Source organism: Streptomyces rimosus subsp. rimosus (assembly GCF_000720725.1).
GTDB lineage: Bacteria > Actinomycetota > Actinomycetes > Streptomycetales > Streptomycetaceae > Streptomyces > Streptomyces rimosus_A.
Genome location: NZ_JOCQ01000014.1, coordinates 37,437 through 52,892, shown reverse-complemented (window position 1 = coordinate 52,892; position 15,456 = coordinate 37,437). Strand labels below are relative to the sequence as shown.

Below are 15,456 nucleotides of genomic sequence, written 5' to 3'. Positions count from 1 at the left end.
GGCCGGTGGCGAACGTCCCGGCGGGCCCGCTCCCCCGAGCGCGGGCTGTCAGCGGGCTCCGAACCGTCAAGGCAGCCGACGTGCTCGCGCTCGTCACCGCGCAATACGGCCGGGCGACCCTGCTGCATCATCAGTTCCTCCGACAGCAGGGCCTGGTCACCGCGTACCTCTCCGACCCCCGGAGCACATCTCATCCGCTGCCCGCCGGTTCCCCGCCTCCGTCTTCCGGCCCTGCGCAAGCGGCGCGGGCTCCCACGGAGACCCTGCTCGACCCGGCCGTCGACACCTGGCTGGCCGACCACTGCCCCACCTGGACCGTACCGGCGCTGCCCCTGATGGCGATGGCGGATCTGCTCGCGCAGGCGGCCACGGACCACGGCGGCCGTACCGTCGCGGCGCTCCGCGACGTACAGGTGCAGCGCTGGCTGCCGCTGCCGGGGCCCACCAGCATCCGCGTCACCTGCGACGGGCCACCCGACCGGCCGAACCTGACGCTGTCCACCTGGCTGGAGGCACGCAACGGCAACCCCGCGCTGTCGCGCTTCGCGCCGGTCGCCACGGGCACGGCCCTGTTCACGCCACAGCCACCGCCGCGCCGATTCGCCCCGCTCCCCCACACCCGCCCGGTTCCCGACCCGTACGAGTCCGGCGCGTGCTTCCACGGCCCCCGCTTCCAGTACCTCCGCTCATCACGCATCGGCAGCGGCGGCTCCTCGGGGGTACTGGACACCGCCCGGGGCGGGGTCCCGCGAGGGCTGCTCCACCACGGGCTGCTCGACGCGGCGACCCATGTCATCCCGCACACGTGTATGGGGCGGTGGTCGGCGGACATCGGCCGGGACTGCGTGACCTACCCCCACCGTCTCGCCTCGCTCGACGTCCACGCGCCGTTGCCGGAGACCGGCCTGCTCGACGTCGAGGCGCGCTTCGCCGGGTTCGACTCCGGTACCCCGCGTCTGCCCGGCAGCCCACGTCTGCCCGCCGTCGACCTACAGCTGTGCGCGGGAGAGCGGGTGCTCCTCGCCATGCGTCTGGTACTCGTCCTCGTCCCGGCGGGCGGTTTGCTGGAGGTGTCCGGGCGGCTGCGCCGCGACTACCTCAGGGACCGTCGGTACGTGCCGGGACTGTTGCTGTCGACCCGGGACGGCGCGGTGACCGTGCTGCGGCGCGCGGCAGTGGCACGGCTCGACTACTTCCCCGGTACCGTAGCCGCCGTTTACGGCCTGCCCCCGGGCGCGCGCGTGCGGGACAGCGCGCCGCTGATCGCCGTGAAGGAACACGTCGCACGCAAGACGGAGACCCACCCGAGCCGTGTCGTCGCCGACGGGGACCTGCGCACCGCCTGGCCCGCGGACGCGCCGGACACCCGCCATGCGCTGGAGGTCACCGCGGACGGTACGGACATCCGGGTCCGTGACCGTGCCGCCGGTCCCCGGCCCCGGACGGAGCGGCCATGACGACGGCGCCGGTGGTCCTGCTGACCGGGGCGTCGGGCGTGGTCGGCTCCGCGCTCCTGCGTACGCTGGCCGGCCAGGGCGCCGGGGTCATCGCTCTCACCCATCACAAACCGGCCGCGGGCAGAGCGGTGCGCGGGGACATCACCCGGCCCTGGCTGGGGTTGCCACCGGCCGAGTACCGGGAGCTGGCCGCCACGGTCGACGTGGTGCTCCACTGCGCGGCGCGGGTGAGCTTCGGCGCGACGGCACGCAGCCTGCACCGCGTCAATGTGCGCGGTGTCGGCCACGTCCTGCGGTTCGTCGAGGACGCCGGCGCCCGGCTGGTGCACGGCTCCACCGCCTTCATCGCCCGCAACGGGCCGGACACCGCCCTGGCCGCGTACGCCGACTCGAAGGCCGCGGGGGAAACCCTGGTCCGGGAGTCCGGCCTGCCGGCCGCCGTCGCCCGGATCTCGACGGTCATCGGGGACACCCGCACCGGCGAGCTCGCCCGGCTGCAGGCGTTCCACCAGTTGGTCGGCATGGCCATGTGGGGGCAGCTGCCCTTCCTGCCGTGCGAGACGGGCACCCGCGTCGACATGGTGCCGGTGGACGTGGTCGCCGCGGCGCTGGCCGCTCTGGCGGGGGACGAGGACGCCCGCGGCGACTACTGGCTGACGGCAGGTCCGGCGGCGCTGCCGATGCGGCGGATCATCGACGTCGGGTACGAGGTCGCGGCCGCCCGGATGAGCGCGGACCGCGGTCTGCCCGACGTGGACCTGTCCCTGCTCAAACCGCATCTGATCGAACCGGACGCCTTCGACGCCATCGTCTCCGGCGTGCTCACGGCCGCAGGCGCCGACCACCCACCGAGCGTGTTCCGGCACATCACCGGCCTCATGGCCGCCTTCAACGGCTTCGCTCCTTTCCCCACCTCACTGGGCGCCATCCGCGAGGGCCCGCCCGCCCTCTCCGATGCCTCCGCCCACACCGCCCTCCGGGCCACACTCCAGCACCTCGCCACCCTGCCACGGACCATGTGGGGTTCCCGGCAGTGAGCGATGCGCGGGGCCGGGGGAACCAGGAGCCCGCGCCGACGGCGCACCGCACCCGGCCCGTCACCCCGTCCTGCGCCGCCAAGCGGGACCCACCTCGGCCCACTCCCTGGCCCAGGCGTCCAGACGCCTGCGGTCCAGCGTACGGCGGGCCCACCAGGCAGCCGAGAACACGGCCGTGCCCGCTCCCGCCGCGGCCCACACCCCGGTCGCCGTGGCCGTCGACAGGACGTCGTCGTGGTCGACGGGCTTCCCGGTCAGCCGTCCGTCGTTCAGGACCCAGACCGTGATCCGTTCGCCTTTCCGTTTGCCGGCGCCCACGTCCGTCTCTCCGGTACGGGGCGATCCGTCCGGCGCCCTCCAGCTGACCTTCGCCGGGTACCCGCCGCCCACCGCGCCGTCCCGGTGAGACCTGCGCACCGATACGTCCTGCACCAGCACCGCCGGCACCGGATGACGCGCCCGCTGCTGCTCGCGCATGGTCCGGCTCTGCTCCCCGTAGGCCCAGGACGCCGCGCGGAAGCCTGCCGCCGGGGCGCCGACGGCCAGCAGCAGTGCCGTCAGCAAGCCGATCCACGCATCGAGAACGTCCACCCTGCGGCGCAACGGGTTACGCCGCCAGCGCCACCATCGCTTCGCAGCACGCATAAGGCGACACCTCCTTCGCCATGCACAAGGTCCTGTCCGGCGGCAATGCCCCGGCAGAGGCGCAACGAGGCACGACGGGGGCCGTCCGGCCGGTGGCCGGCGACGGAGAAGTGCGCTCGCGCGTCAAACGGGCCGGAGCGGGATCCGCCATACGACGCGGGTTCCGTGCGTCCCGGTCGCCCCGCGGTCCTGGACGTCCGCCTTTCCGCCGAGGAGTTCGGCTCGCTGCCGGATGTTGCCCAGCCCGCTGCCGGGAGCGCTGCCGCCGATACCGATTCCGTCATCGACGACCTCCAGGACCACCTCGTCGGCGACGCCCAGCGTGACGTCCACGTGCCGGGCGTCGGCGTGCCGGGCGACATTGCTGAGCGCCTCCGCCAGTACGGCCAGGACGTGTTCGCCGGCCGCTGCCGGAATGTCGGTGTCGATGCGTCCCGCCATCTTCAGCGACGGTGGGCATCCGAGCGGTTCCGCGGCAGCCGTGATCACCTCGGCGACGCGGCGGCGCAGGCTCCGTCTCATTGCCGGTTCTCCCTCGGCCCGCAGGGCGAAGATCGTGGAACGGATGATCTTGATGGTCTCGTCGAGGTCGTCCACGGCCCTGCCCACCCGGTCGGCCGCCTCGGGCCGGTCGATGAGCCGCCCGGCGCTCTGGAGCGTCATACCGGTCGCGAACAGCCGTTGAATGGCCAGGTCGTGCAGGTCACGGGCGATGCGGTCACGGTCGTGCAGCAGCGCCACCTGCTCGGCCTCCCGTCGGTGACGGCCGAGTTCGAGAGCGAGCGCCGCCTGTCCCGCGAAGCCGGACACGAGTTCCACCTCACTGTCGTCGAAGGGCGGCCGGCCTGCTGACCGGCTCAGCCGCAGGGCGCCCGAGGCGCCTTCGCCGACCATCAGCGGGACCGCCACGACGGGGCCGCATTCCTGGCCGAAGTCGGGCATGGCGTAGGCACGGGGGTCCGTACGGACGTCCCTCGTCACGACGGGCCTGCCGGTTGCGGCCGCCAGCCCGGTGAGGGAGCCCCGGGACGGGATGACGGCAGCGGCCATGGAGTCGGCGCCGTCCCCCGATGCCACCTCGACGGCCAGTCCGTCCGCGTCGCACGGCAGCAGTACGGCGGCGGAGTCCGCCTGGGCGACCTCCAGGGACCGCCGGGCGATGAGGCCCAGCACTTCCCCGACATCGGCTCCGGACAGCAGGCTGCGGGTGACGTCCCCCAGCGCCTCCAGGCGCTGTTCGCGCCGCAGACTCTCGTTGTACAGGCGGGCGTTGTCGATCGCGACGCCTGCCGCGACCGCCAGCGTGGCCACGATGGCCTCGTCATCGGCGTCGAAGAGCGCTCCGCCGCGCTTCTCGGTGAGATAGAGGTTGCCGAAGACCTCTTCTCCGATGCGGATCGGCACGCCGAGGAAGGTGTGCATGGCCGGATGGTGCTCCGGGAAGCCGTGGCTCGCCGGATGCCGGGTCAGGTCCGCCAGGCGCAGGGGCTCGGGGTGACGGATCAGTTCTCCGAGGATGCCGTGTCCTTCGGGCAGCGGCCCGATGCGTTCGATCAGCTCGTCCGTCATGCCCACCGGCAGGAAGTCGGACAGGTAGGCGCCCTGCCCGACCGTGCCCAGCGCACCGTACTCGGCGTTGGTGAGGGCCGCCGCGGCCTGCACGATGTGCCGCAGCACCTCGGAGAGTTCGAGCTTCCGCCCGACACCGAGCACCGCCTCCAAGAGGCTGTACATGCGGCTCTGTACGGTACGCGCGGCGTCCAGCCTGGACTGCAGCTCCTCCAGCAGCGCGTCCAGACGCAACTGCGGCAGCGGAACCGGCCATGGCGTGGGCCGGGCGCTGCCGCTGCTCCTGTCCGTCATGGCTCTCACCTCCGGACCCTGAGGGCAGCGTATCCGTGGGGCCGAGTGCCGGGGAGTCTGTGTACGTCCGGGGCCGGAAGTACCGCTCCGGGTGCCCGCGACGGGGCCTACGAAGCCGGGTTTTTCAGCGCCGGAGAGGCCGTGGAGCTGTGCGCTTGTGCAGGGAGAGGGGGACGGGCACGAAGTGCAGCGCGGTGGTCCCCGTCTTCGGCTCCTGCCCGAACACGATCCGGGTCTTGCCGATTCCGTACCGCGACAGGTCGATGCGGAACACGTAGGGATCGTTCTCGTCGTCGGGGTGGAGCGGGATTCCCCGGAGCATCGTGGGGACGGGGATCAGGCTGCGCAGCATGAGCCGGCCGCCGCGGACGAAGACTTCGACGGCGGAGCCCGCCATGGCCCGGGCCCGTACGTCCGTGACCCGTGCGGCAAGGGTGTACCAGCCGCACAGCTCGCCCCACACCTCGGGACGTTGCGGCACATCGGTACGGATCGCCTGTTCCGGCAGGCCGAGCAGCCGGCGCAGGAACGCCTCCGTCTCGCCGGGCAGCCACAGCAGTGCGCGGTGGGCGGCGTTGGTCAGCGCGAACACCGCGAGCCCGTCGTCCGGGGCCACGAACATCTGTGAGGTGAAGCCGGGCAGGATGCCCTGGTGCTCGACGAACCGGTGGCCGTCGGCAGCGCCGCGGAAGAACGCCAGGCCCATTCCGGGCACGCGGGGATCGGGCTGGTAGTGCGGGGCGAACATCGTGGCCAGGGTCGCGGAGGCGAGGACCGTACCGTGCTCGTTGGTGCCGCCGCCGAGGAGGGCGCGCAGGTAGCGGGCCATGTCCCGTGGTGTCGAGCAGACGGATGAGGCGCCCGGTGTGGTCCGCTCCCGGTCGGTGACCGGCTTCAGGCCGCGGGCCCGCAGCTCGTAGCCCGTCGCCAGGCGGGCGCGGATGCGTCCCGTACGGACCAGGTCGGTGTCGGTCATGCCGAGGGGGGTGAAGACGTGCTCGCGCAGGTAGTGGTCGAGGGGTTCGCCGCTGACCTCGGCGACGATCTGGCCGAGGGTGGCGAATCCGTGGTTGGCGTACGTCCATCGCGTGCCCGGCTCCGCGTCGATCCGCAGGCCGCGGCGGTAGTACTCGGCGAGCGACGGCAGCGGCCGGTCCGCTCGTACGCCTTCGCCTGCGTTGGGCCGCAGCAGGTCGGCGGCCGAACGCAACTCGCCGATACCGGCGGTGTGGGTCAGCAGGTGGCGCGGGGTCGCGGGCCCGAAGCCGGGGTCGGACGGGGTGAGCGGGTACGCGCTGAGGTAGCTCCCGGCCGGTGCGTCCAGGTCCACCAGTCCCCGTTCCCACAGCTGCATCACCGCGATCGCGGTGAAGGTCTTGCTCAGGGACGCGACGCGGAAGACCGTGTTCCCGCCGACCGGTTCGCGCGTCTTCAGGTCGGCGAATCCATGGGCCACGAGGTGGTCAGGGCGGTCGCGGCGCACCACCCCGAGAGCCAGCCCTCCGACGGGCCGGCGATTGAGCAGTCCGGTGGCCCAGTCCTCGGTCGCGGCTGTGATGTCGTCCAGCACGGCTCCTCCTCTCGCCACCCGTGCGCGCCGGGCCGTCGGGCACGCTGCCCAACCGCCCGGGGCCGGATTCCGCTGCCGCGCCGCCCGCGGCGGCATGGCCGTGTGGGCGCAGTTATCGGGCGTGCGCCGGTACCCGTCAAGGGGTCGGACGGGCCGGAATGGGGACGCCCGGACCGAGGCCGGTCCTCCGCGCCGACACCACGGTGGCAGGAGGACGAGCCGCACCGGAAGCAGGAGGGGGATCTTCCTGGAGACGGCACCGGTGGCGCCCGTGCTCCTCCAGGAAGACCTCCGCGAACTCGGACGCCGGAAGGAAGGCCGGGCAGTGGGCGAGAAGCGCAAGGGCGGTACGAAGACCCCACCGGGCCCCGCGCGGCCCCCGGGTTCTCTCCGCCGGGCCGCCTACCAGCGCGAGTTGCTGCGCCTGCAGACCGAGCTGGTCAAGGTCCAGGAGTGGGTGCGGGCCGAGGGCGCCCGGCTCGTGGTCGTCTTCGAGGGGCGGGACGCGGCCGGCAAGGGCGGTGTGATCAAGCGCGTCGCCGAGCACCTCAACCCGCGGGTCGCGCGGATCGTCGCGCTCCCCGCGCCGTCCGGCCGGGAGCGGGGGCAGTGGTACTTCCAGCGGTACGTGGAGCGGCTGCCGACCGCCGGCGAGATCGTGCTGTTCGACCGCAGTTGGTACAACCGGGCCGGTGTCGAGCAGGTCATGGGCTTCTGCGACGAGGAGGAGTACCGGCGCTTCCTGCGGCAGTGCCCGGTGTTCGAGCGGATGCTGGTGGAGGACGGGATCCTGTTGCGCAAGTACTGGTTCTCGGTGAGCGACGCCGTGCAGGAGCAGCGGTTCCGCAGCCGCCTGGGGGATCCGACGCGGCGCTGGAAGCTGTCGCCCATGGACCTGGAGTCCGTCACCCGGTGGGAGGCGTACTCCCGCGCCAAGGACACGATGTTCGCGCACACGGACCGCCCCGGGGCCCCGTGGTACGTCGTCGAGAGCGACGACAAGCGGCGGGCCCGGATCAACATGATCGCGCACCTGCTGTCCACGCTCCCGTACCACGAGGTACGGCAACCGGCGCTCACGCTGCCGCCGCGGCCGCCGTCCACCGGCTACCGGCGCCCGCCGAAGGAGTCGCAGACCCGTGTGCCGGACCATCCCGTGCCCGGTTGACTCCTCGGTCGGGCACGGCACGGCTTCCGTGACCGGTCTGCCCGTCACCGGTCTGCCCGTCGCCGCCGGTGGCAGCCGGGCCGGGCGGCGTGCGCCAGGGCCGTTCGGCCCCCTCCGCGCCGGTGTCCGCCGGCCGACGATGGGGGCACGGACCACGGGACGCTGCCGAGGAGGCGCCGATGTCCCAGAGCGCACCCGTACAGGACGCGGTGATCTCCGTACCGGAAGGGCTCGCCGCGCTGGTCGGCGTCCTCGCCGAGGACCGCACCGTCATCGGCCCCACCCCTCGCGACGGCGCGATCGTCCTCGCGGAGATCTCCACGGCGGACGACCTGCCGCACGGCTGCGGTGTGGAGCTGGCGGCCGGCCGGTACCGGCTGGTGCGGCGCCCGGACGCGATGATCTTCGCGCACAGTGCCGGGCCCCAGTCGTGGAAGGCGTACCTGCACCCCCAGCGGGAACGGCTGTGGACGGTGGACCGGGACGCGCGGGGCCGGCTCGCCTTCCAGGAGGAGGACGCGGAGCCGCCCGCGTACGCGTTCCTCGGTGTACGGCCGTGCGATCTGCGGGCCATCGCGATCCAGGACCGGGTGCTCGGCGGCGGCCCGCACGCGGACACCGCCTACCGGCGCCGCCGCGACCGTACGTTCATCGTCGCCGTGGAGTGCACCGATCCGGGAGCCACCTGCTTCTGCACGTCCATGGGAACGGGGCCGGGTGTCGGGGAGGCCGGTCCGGCCGCGTACGACCTGGCCCTGACCGAGGTACTGGACGAGGACGGGCACCGCTTCCGGGCCCGGGCGGGGAGTCCGGCCGGTGAGCGCGTCCTGGCCCGCCTCCCCCGCCGTACCTGCGACCCGACGACCCGGGCCGCCGCCCGGCGAGCGGTCGCCGGCGCGGCAGAGCACATGGAACGTGCCATGCCGCCGGTCGACCTGCACGCCCTGATGGCCGGCTCGCCCGACGCGGCCCGCTGGGACGACGTCGCCGCGCGGTGCCTGACCTGTGGCAACTGCACGATGGTCTGCCCGACCTGCTTCTGCACCACCACCGAGGACATCACCGACCTGACCGGCGACCACGCGGAGCGGTGGCAGCGCTGGGACTCCTGCTTCGACCTGGAATTCAGCCACCTGCACGGCGGCCCGGTCCGCGCGTCCGCGCGCAGCCGCTACCGGCAGTGGCTCACCCACAAACTCGGCACCTGGCACGACCAGTTCGGGGAGTCGGGCTGTGTCGGTTGCGGGCGCTGCATCGTGTGGTGCCCGGTCGGCATCGACATCACCGAGGAGGCCGCCGCCCTCCACGCGGAGGGCCGAGGCTCCCGAGCCACCGACGAGGAGGCACCGTCATGACCACCAGGGCAGGGCTGAAGACCATGATCTGCCGGCTGGACACCCTCACCGACGACCAGCGTGCCCGCTTGATGGGGCCGGCCCGCGAGGTGTCCTTCCCGGCAGGCGCGCGGCTCTTCGAGGAGCGCCGCGCCGCCGACCGGTTCTGGATCATCCGTACCGGCAGCGTCGTCCTGGACCTCCATGTCCCCGGCCGCCGGGCCGCGGTGATCGAAACCCTCGGCCCGGGGGACCTGGTGGGCTGGTCCTGGCTGTTCCCACCGCGCAGCTGGCACCTGGGCGCGGAGGCCCAGAGTCCCGTACGGGCCTGGGAGTTCGACGCCGAGGCGGTGCGCCGGCTGTGCCGGGAGGACCCGGCGCTGGGGCACGCGCTGGTGCTGGCGGTGGCCGAGGTCATCGGGCACCGGCTGGAGTGCGCCCGTACCCGGCTGCTGGACCTGTACGGACCGTACGGGAGCGGGCTGCCACGATGACCGGCGCGACCGCCCCGCCCGACGGGCTCCCCCTCCCCTATCGTGTCGTCCGGCGCTGCCCGGAGACCGCGGACACCGCCACGTTCAAGCTGCTCCCGGCCGGTCCGGCGCTGCGGCCCTTCCGGCCGGGGCAGTTCGCGATGCTGTACGCGTTCGGGGTGGGCGAGATTCCCGTATCGGTGTCCGGGCTGCCGGTCGGCGAACCGGCGCTGGTGCACACGGTGCGGGCGGTCGGCGCGGTGTCCCGGGCCCTGTACGGGCTGCGGGCGGGCGACACCGTGGGGGTGCGGGGGCCGTACGGTATCGGCTGGGGCCTGGAACGGGCCCTGGGGTGCGACGTTCTGGTGATCGCGGGCGGTATCGGGCTCGCGCCGTTGCGGCCTCTGGTCCTGGAGGTGCTCGCCGAACCCGGCCGCTACGGCCGGCTCAGCGTCCTGATCGGCGCCCGTACGCCCAGCGATCTACTGTACCGGTTGCAGACCCGGACGTGGAGCGCCGCCGCACGCGTGGCGGTCACGGTGGACCGGCCGGAGGCGGGCTGGCGCGGGGACGTGGGCGTGGTCACCCGGCTGCTGGGCCGCGGGGGATGGACGCCCACGCGTACGTACGCCTTCGTCTGCGGACCCGAGCCCATGATCTACGCCGCCGCGAGTGATCTGGTGGGGGCGGGCGTCCCGCCGCACCGGATCGAGGTGTCGCTGGAGCGCAACATGCGCTGCGGCGCGGGCAACTGCGGCCACTGCCAGCTCGGCCCCCTCCTGCTGTGCCGGGACGGGCCGGTCGCCGGCTGGGACCGCGCGGAACCTCTGCTGGCCGTGAAGGAGCTGTGAGATGAACGCCCCACCGGCCGCCCCTCCCGGCCGCGGCAGCCGCCCGACGCTCGCCGTCTTCAAGCTCGCCTCGTGCGACGGCTGTCAGCTGACCCTGCTCGACTGCGAGGACGAACTCCTCGCCATGGCCGGGCAGGTGGAGATCGCCCACTTCCTGGAGGCGTCCAGCGCCGTACGGCCCGGTCCGTACGACCTCGCCCTCGTCGAGGGGTCCGTCACCACGCCCCGGGACGCCGAACGCGTACGGGAGATCCGGGCCGCCGCGCGATTCCTGGTCACCATCGGCGCCTGCGCCACGGCGGGCGGCATCCAGGCGCTGCGCAACTTCGCCGACGTCGAGGAGTTCCGCGCCACCGTCTACGCCCGCCCCGAATACATCGCCACCCTCGCCACCTCAACCCCCGTCTCCGCCCACGTCCCCGTCGACTTCGAACTGCGCGGCTGCCCCATCGACCGCGGCCAGCTCCTTGAAGTGATCACGGCGTTCCTGGCGGGCCGCAAACCGGATGTGCCCGACCACAGCGTCTGTTTCGAGTGCAAGCGGCGCGGCACGGTGTGCGTGACCGTCGCCCACGGCACGCCCTGCCTGGGCCCGGTCACCCACGCCGGGTGCGGCGCGATCTGCCCGGCGTACGGGCGCGGCTGCTACGGCTGTTTCGGGCCGTCCGGCTCGGTCAACCTGCCCGCGCTGATCCCGCTGCTGCGGCGGGACGGCATGAGCGAGGACGACGTGCGGCGCGCCCTGCGCACGTACAACGCCGTGTCCTTCGCCGCGGTGGAGGCAGCCGGGGCCGAGGGAGCCGAGGCGAAGGGAGCACCGTCATGACGCACCGGGGTTCGCGGGTCCTGCACGTCGGCTCCCTCGCCCGGGTCGAGGGGGAGGGAGCGCTGCACCTGACGGTCGACGGCGACACGGTCACCGGCGCCGAACTGCGCATCTACGAACCACCCCGCTTCTTCGAAGCGTTCCTGCGCGGCCGTTCGTACACCGAACCGCCGGACATCACCGCGCGGGTGTGCGGCATCTGCCCGGTCGCGTACCAGATGAGCGCCTGCCGGGCCATCGAGGACGCCTGCGGGGTGACGGTCGGCGGTCAACTGGCGGCGCTGCGGCGGCTGCTGTACTGCGGCGAGTGGATCGAGAGCCAGATCCTGCACATCCACCTGCTGCACGCCCCGGACTTCCTCGGCTTCGACGGCGCCGTGGAGCTCGCCCGTACCCAGCGGGCCCATGTGGAGCGCGGGCTGCGCATCAAGCAGGCGGGCAACGCGATCCTCGAACAGCTCGGCGGGCGCGCCATCCACCCCGTCAACGTACGGCTCGGCGGCTTCCACCGCGTACCGGCCGCCGGAGAGCTGAAGCCGCTGGCCGAGCGGCTGCGTCGGGCCCGCGACGACGCGTGGGAGACGGTGTGCTGGGTGGCGGGCTTCGACTTTCCCGACGCCGGGCTGGACCACGCCCTGTTAGCACTCGCCGAACCCGGCCGCTACGCCATCGACTCCGGCACCCCCACCGTCATGGCCGCCCCGCACACCCATGGGCTACCCTCCGGGGCGTCCGCTCCCCTGCCGCTGCGCCAGTTTCCCGTGTACGCGTTCCCGGCCGAGGTCACTGAACACCAGGTCCCGCACTCCACCGCCCTCCAGGCCACGCTGGACGGCGAGCGCTATCTGACCGGATCGCTGGCCCGTTACGCGATCAGCGGGCGCTGGCTGTCCCCGCTCGCCCAGGAAGCGGCGCGAGAAGGCGGCCTCGGCGATCCGGCGGCCGGAAAGGTCTGCCGCAATCCGTTCCGCAGCATCGTTGTACGGGCCGTCGAAGCGCTGTACGCGATCGACGAGGCGCTGCGGATCATCGACGCGTACGAGCCGCCGCCCCGCCCGTACGTGGACGTGCCGCCGCGCGCCGGGACCGGCCACGGCGCCACGGAGGCCCCACGCGGTCTGCTCTACCACCGCTACACGCTCGACGCCGACGGCCTGATCACCGCCGCCGCCCTCGTCCCGCCCACCTCCCAGAACCAGGGCGCCATCGAGGACGACCTGCGCCGCCTCGTCCAGGCCCGGCTGGACTCCGGCGTCCGGGACACCGAGGCGGAGCTGACCGCCCTGTGCGAGCGCGGCATCCGCAACCACGACCCGTGCATCTCCTGCTCCGCCCACTTCCTGGACCTCACCGTCGAAGCCGCCGACCACGCCCGAAGGAGCCCGCCATGCCCGTGACCGACCCCGGCAACCCGCAGGAGCACGGCCTGCACACCGTGAGCGACGTGATGACCCACACCGTCGTGGCCGTCGGCCGCGACGCGTCGTTCAAGGAGATCGTCCAGACGATGGAGCAGTGGAAGGTCAGCGCCCTGCCGGTGCTGGAGGGTGAGGGCCGGGTGATCGGGGTCGTCTCCGAGGCCGACCTGCTGCCCAAGGAGGAGTTCCGCGACAGCGACCCCTCCAGGTTCGAACAGCGGCAGCGGCTGGAGGACCTGGCCAAGGCCGGAGCCCTGACCGCCGGCGAGCTGATGACCGCGCCCGCCATCTGCGTCCACGCCGACGCGGCCCTCCCCCAGGCCGCCCGCATCATGGCCGTACGCCACGTCAAGCGCCTGCCGGTCACCGACGCCCAGGGACTGCTGCAAGGCGTGATCAGCCGCAGCGACCTCCTCAAGGTGTTCCTGCGCTCCGACGCGGACATCGCCGGGGAGGTGCGCCGGGTGGTGGTCGACCGGGTCTTCCCCGGGCAGCATGTGGGCGTCACCGTGCGGGACGGCGTGGTGCGGCTGAGCGGGCAGGTGCACGACCGTTCGTTCGTCCCCGTCGCGGCCCGGCTGTGCCGTGCCGTCGAAGGCGTCGTCGATGTCGTCTGGGAACAGGGCGCAACTCCCGGCGGGCCGCCCTCCGGCGCGACGGAACCGTGATGCGTTACCTCGACGAATACCGCGATCCCCAGCTGGCTCGCAGCCTGCTGGACCGGCTACGGCGTATCGCCACCCGGCCCTGGCGCATCATGGAGGTCTGCGGCGGGCAGACCCACACCCTCGTGCGCCAGGGCATCGACGAGCTGCTGCCCGCCGGCATCCGCATGATCCACGGCCCCGGCTGCCCGGTCTGCGTCACTCCGTTGGAGACCCTGGACCGGGCCATGGCCATCGCCGCCCGCCCCGAGGTGACCTTCACCAGCTTCGGGGACATGCTGCGCGTTCCGGGGACGCGCACCGACCTGCTGTCGCTGCGGGCCCGGGGCGCCGATGTACGGGTCGTGTACTCCCCGATGGACGCCGTACGGATCGCCGAGGCCGAGCCCGGCCGTCAGGTCGTCTTCCTCGCTGTCGGGTTCGAGACCACCGCCCCCGCCAACGCGATGGCCGTCCTGCACGCCCGCCGGCTGGGTCTGGCCAACTTCTCCGTCCTGGTCAGCCACGTCCTGGTACCCCCGGCCATGACCGCGCTGCTGGCCGATCCGGACTGCGAGGTGCAAGCCTTCCTCGCCGCCGGGCACGTGTGCGCCGTGATGGGTTGGAGACAGTACGAGCCGATCGCCGCCCGCTGGCGCGTGCCCATCGTCGTCACCGGATTCGAACCGCTCGATCTCCTCGAAGGCGTCCTGATGGCGGTCGAACAGCTCGAAGAAGGCCGCAACGCGGTCGAGAACCAATACGCACGCGCAGTCCAGCGCGCCGGGAACCATCACGCACAGCAGGTCGTGGACGAGGTCTTCCGGATCACCGACCGCACCTGGCGCGGCATCGGACCGCTCCCCGCCAGCGGCCTCGAACTCACTCCGGAATTCGCCGCTTTCGACGCCGCGCGTCGCTTCGGCGTGACAGACGTGCGCTCCGCCGAGCATCCGGAGTGCATCGCGGGTGCCATCCTCACCGGCTCCCGGGAACCGACCGACTGCGCCGCCTACGGCACCCGCTGCACCCCACGCACCCCTCTCGGCGCCCCCATGGTGTCCGCCGAGGGCACCTGCGCCGCCTACTTCGCGGCCGGACGTACCCCTGCCCCTACCGGGAGCCCACCATGACGATCCAGTGCCCCGCACCCCTGCACGAGGACGAGCGGGTCCTGCTCGGCCACGGCGCGGGCGGGCGGCTCACCACCGAGCTCCTCAACGCCCTTGTGCTTCCGGCGCTCGGGCCGCCGCCCGGTCCGCTGGAGGACGCGGCCGCACTGCCTCCCGTGGGCCTGCCGGTCATCAGCACCGACAGCTTCGTCGTCAGCCCGCTGTTCTTTCCCGGCGGCGACATCGGCTCCCTCGCCGTGCACGGCACCGTCAACGACCTCGCCATGCGCGGCGCCGAACCGCTCGCCCTCGCCGTATCCCTCATCATCGAAGAGGGCCTGCCCCTGGCCGACCTGCGCTCGGTGCTGGAATCGCTGGGCAAAGCCGCCACCGAGGCCGGGGTGCCGGTCGTCACCGGGGACACCAAAGTCGTGGGGCGCGGCGCCGCCGACCGGCTGTTCATCACCACGACCGGCATCGGCCGGCGCATTCCCCCGCTGCACCCCTCGGCGGCACGCGCCCGGCCGCACGACGCGATCCTGCTCTCCGGCCCCATCGGCCTGCACGGCACCGCCGTGCTCAGCACCCGGGAGGGCCTGGGCTTCGAGGCCGACATCGCCTCCGACTCCCGCCCCCTGCACCGGCTCGTACACGCCCTCATCCCCTTCGGCAGCGACATCCACACCCTGCGCGACCCCACCCGCGGCGGACTCGCGGCGACCCTCAACGAGATCGCCGAGGCGTCCGGCACCGGAGCCGACATCGACGAAAGCGCCCTGCCCGTGCCGGGTCCCGTCGCGGCCGCCTGTGACCTGCTGGGCCTCGATCCCCTGCACGTCGCCAACGAGGGCTGCCTGGTCGCCTACATACCGGAGCCACAGGCGGACGGCGTCCTGGACGCGCTGCGCGGCGTGCCCGAAGGAGCGTCGGCGGTACGCATCGGCCGGACGACCGCCGCCCATCCCGGACGCGTGGACCTGCGCACCCGCGTCGGCTCCCGGCGCGTCATCGACATGCCGCTGGGCGAGCAACTGCCCCGCATCTGCTGAAGAAGCCCC

14 protein-coding genes are annotated in these 15,456 nt (G+C 73.1%); 11 read left to right on the top strand and 3 right to left on the bottom strand.

Annotated features, from left to right (window positions below; translation table 11 throughout):
* Positions 1-5: 5 nt before the first annotated feature.
* Together IH45_RS01000000143420 and IH45_RS0110195 are read left to right on the top strand one after the other, a co-directional pair.
* Positions 6-1,457 carry a polyketide synthase dehydratase domain-containing protein gene (locus IH45_RS01000000143420; RefSeq protein WP_032917112.1) on the top strand — a complete coding sequence of 484 codons (1,452 nt, stop codon included), beginning with the start codon at positions 6-8 and terminating at the stop codon, positions 1,455-1,457.
* The gene (locus IH45_RS0110195) at positions 1,454-2,494 is read left to right on the top strand and encodes an SDR family oxidoreductase (protein WP_030664797.1); all 1,041 of its coding nucleotides are present in this window, start codon (positions 1,454-1,456) and stop codon (positions 2,492-2,494) included. Before IH45_RS01000000143420 ends, IH45_RS0110195 begins: the two co-directional genes overlap by 4 nt.
* Positions 2,495-2,554: 60 nt before the next feature.
* Here the strand turns inward: IH45_RS0110195 and IH45_RS0110190 are convergent, their stop codons facing one another.
* From IH45_RS0110190 to IH45_RS0110180, 3 genes are all read right to left on the bottom strand, one after another.
* Positions 2,555-3,139 (bottom strand): Rv1733c family protein, encoded by a 585-nt coding sequence (locus IH45_RS0110190; RefSeq protein ID WP_030664793.1) that lies wholly within the window; start codon positions 3,137-3,139, stop codon positions 2,555-2,557.
* Between the two features lie 123 nt (positions 3,140-3,262).
* Entirely contained in the window at positions 3,263-5,002 is a 1,740-nt protein-coding gene (locus IH45_RS0110185; protein WP_158812990.1) for a GAF domain-containing sensor histidine kinase, read from the bottom strand.
* Between the two features lie 124 nt (positions 5,003-5,126).
* The gene (locus tag IH45_RS0110180; RefSeq protein ID WP_234440489.1) at positions 5,127-6,572 is read right to left on the bottom strand and encodes a serine hydrolase domain-containing protein; all 1,446 of its coding nucleotides are present in this window, start codon (positions 6,570-6,572) and stop codon (positions 5,127-5,129) included.
* A 325-nt stretch (positions 6,573-6,897) separates the two neighbouring features.
* On the opposite strand from IH45_RS0110180, the gene ppk2 reads away from it, so the two are divergent.
* The 9 genes from ppk2 (at position 6,898) to hypE (ending at position 15,447) form a co-directional block, all read left to right on the top strand.
* Positions 6,898-7,740 carry a polyphosphate kinase 2 gene (ppk2, locus tag IH45_RS0110175; RefSeq protein ID WP_032917128.1) on the top strand — a complete coding sequence of 281 codons (843 nt, stop codon included), beginning with the start codon at positions 6,898-6,900 and terminating at the stop codon, positions 7,738-7,740.
* Positions 7,741-7,919: 179 nt separating this feature from the next.
* Positions 7,920-9,095 (top strand): 4Fe-4S dicluster domain-containing protein, encoded by a 1,176-nt coding sequence (locus IH45_RS0110170; RefSeq protein ID WP_030664782.1) that lies wholly within the window; start codon positions 7,920-7,922, stop codon positions 9,093-9,095.
* 23 nt (positions 9,096-9,118) lie between these two features.
* Positions 9,119-9,568 carry a cyclic nucleotide-binding domain-containing protein gene (locus IH45_RS0110165; RefSeq protein WP_030664778.1) on the top strand — a complete coding sequence of 150 codons (450 nt, stop codon included), beginning with the start codon at positions 9,119-9,121 and terminating at the stop codon, positions 9,566-9,568.
* Entirely contained in the window at positions 9,565-10,398 is an 834-nt protein-coding gene (locus tag IH45_RS0110160; protein WP_030664775.1) for an FAD/NAD(P)-binding protein, read from the top strand. Before IH45_RS0110165 ends, IH45_RS0110160 begins: the two co-directional genes overlap by 4 nt.
* A 1-nt stretch (position 10,399) precedes the next feature.
* Entirely contained in the window at positions 10,400-11,224 is an 825-nt protein-coding gene (locus IH45_RS0110155; protein WP_030664772.1) for an NADH-quinone oxidoreductase subunit B family protein, read from the top strand.
* The gene (locus tag IH45_RS0110150) at positions 11,221-12,621 is read left to right on the top strand and encodes a Ni/Fe hydrogenase subunit alpha (protein ID WP_030664769.1); all 1,401 of its coding nucleotides are present in this window, start codon (positions 11,221-11,223) and stop codon (positions 12,619-12,621) included. The genes IH45_RS0110155 and IH45_RS0110150 overlap by 4 nt, the downstream gene beginning before the upstream one ends.
* On the top strand, positions 12,612-13,310 hold the full coding sequence (locus IH45_RS0110145) for a CBS domain-containing protein (protein ID WP_050514699.1): 699 nt from the start codon (positions 12,612-12,614) through the stop codon (positions 13,308-13,310). Before IH45_RS0110150 ends, IH45_RS0110145 begins: the two co-directional genes overlap by 10 nt.
* On the top strand, positions 13,310-14,419 hold the full coding sequence (gene hypD / locus IH45_RS0110140) for a hydrogenase formation protein HypD (RefSeq protein ID WP_030664763.1): 1,110 nt from the start codon (positions 13,310-13,312) through the stop codon (positions 14,417-14,419). Before IH45_RS0110145 ends, hypD begins: the two co-directional genes overlap by 1 nt.
* Positions 14,416-15,447: a hydrogenase expression/formation protein HypE gene (gene hypE / locus IH45_RS0110135; RefSeq protein ID WP_030664761.1), complete on the top strand. Its 1,032-nt coding sequence runs from the start codon at positions 14,416-14,418 to the stop codon at positions 15,445-15,447. Before hypD ends, hypE begins: the two co-directional genes overlap by 4 nt.
* Positions 15,448-15,456: the final 9 nt, after the last annotated feature.

Coding starts and splice junctions, on each gene's coding strand:
- IH45_RS0110160 (WP_030664775.1), top strand. CDS start 9,565: ATGACCGGCGCGACCGCCCCGCCCGACGGGCTCCCCCTCCCCTATCGT.
- IH45_RS0110170 (WP_030664782.1), top strand. CDS start 7,920: ATGTCCCAGAGCGCACCCGTACAGGACGCGGTGATCTCCGTACCGGAA.
- IH45_RS0110165 (WP_030664778.1), top strand. CDS start 9,119: ATGATCTGCCGGCTGGACACCCTCACCGACGACCAGCGTGCCCGCTTG.
- IH45_RS0110155 (WP_030664772.1), top strand. CDS start 10,400: ATGAACGCCCCACCGGCCGCCCCTCCCGGCCGCGGCAGCCGCCCGACG.
- hypD (WP_030664763.1), top strand. CDS start 13,310: ATGCGTTACCTCGACGAATACCGCGATCCCCAGCTGGCTCGCAGCCTG.
- IH45_RS0110190 (WP_030664793.1), bottom strand. CDS start 3,139: ATGCGTGCTGCGAAGCGATGGTGGCGCTGGCGGCGTAACCCGTTGCGC.
- IH45_RS0110195 (WP_030664797.1), top strand. CDS start 1,454: ATGACGACGGCGCCGGTGGTCCTGCTGACCGGGGCGTCGGGCGTGGTC.
- hypE (WP_030664761.1), top strand. CDS start 14,416: ATGACGATCCAGTGCCCCGCACCCCTGCACGAGGACGAGCGGGTCCTG.
- IH45_RS0110150 (WP_030664769.1), top strand. CDS start 11,221: ATGACGCACCGGGGTTCGCGGGTCCTGCACGTCGGCTCCCTCGCCCGG.
- IH45_RS0110185 (WP_158812990.1), bottom strand. CDS start 5,002: ATGACGGACAGGAGCAGCGGCAGCGCCCGGCCCACGCCATGGCCGGTT.
- IH45_RS0110145 (WP_050514699.1), top strand. CDS start 12,612: ATGCCCGTGACCGACCCCGGCAACCCGCAGGAGCACGGCCTGCACACC.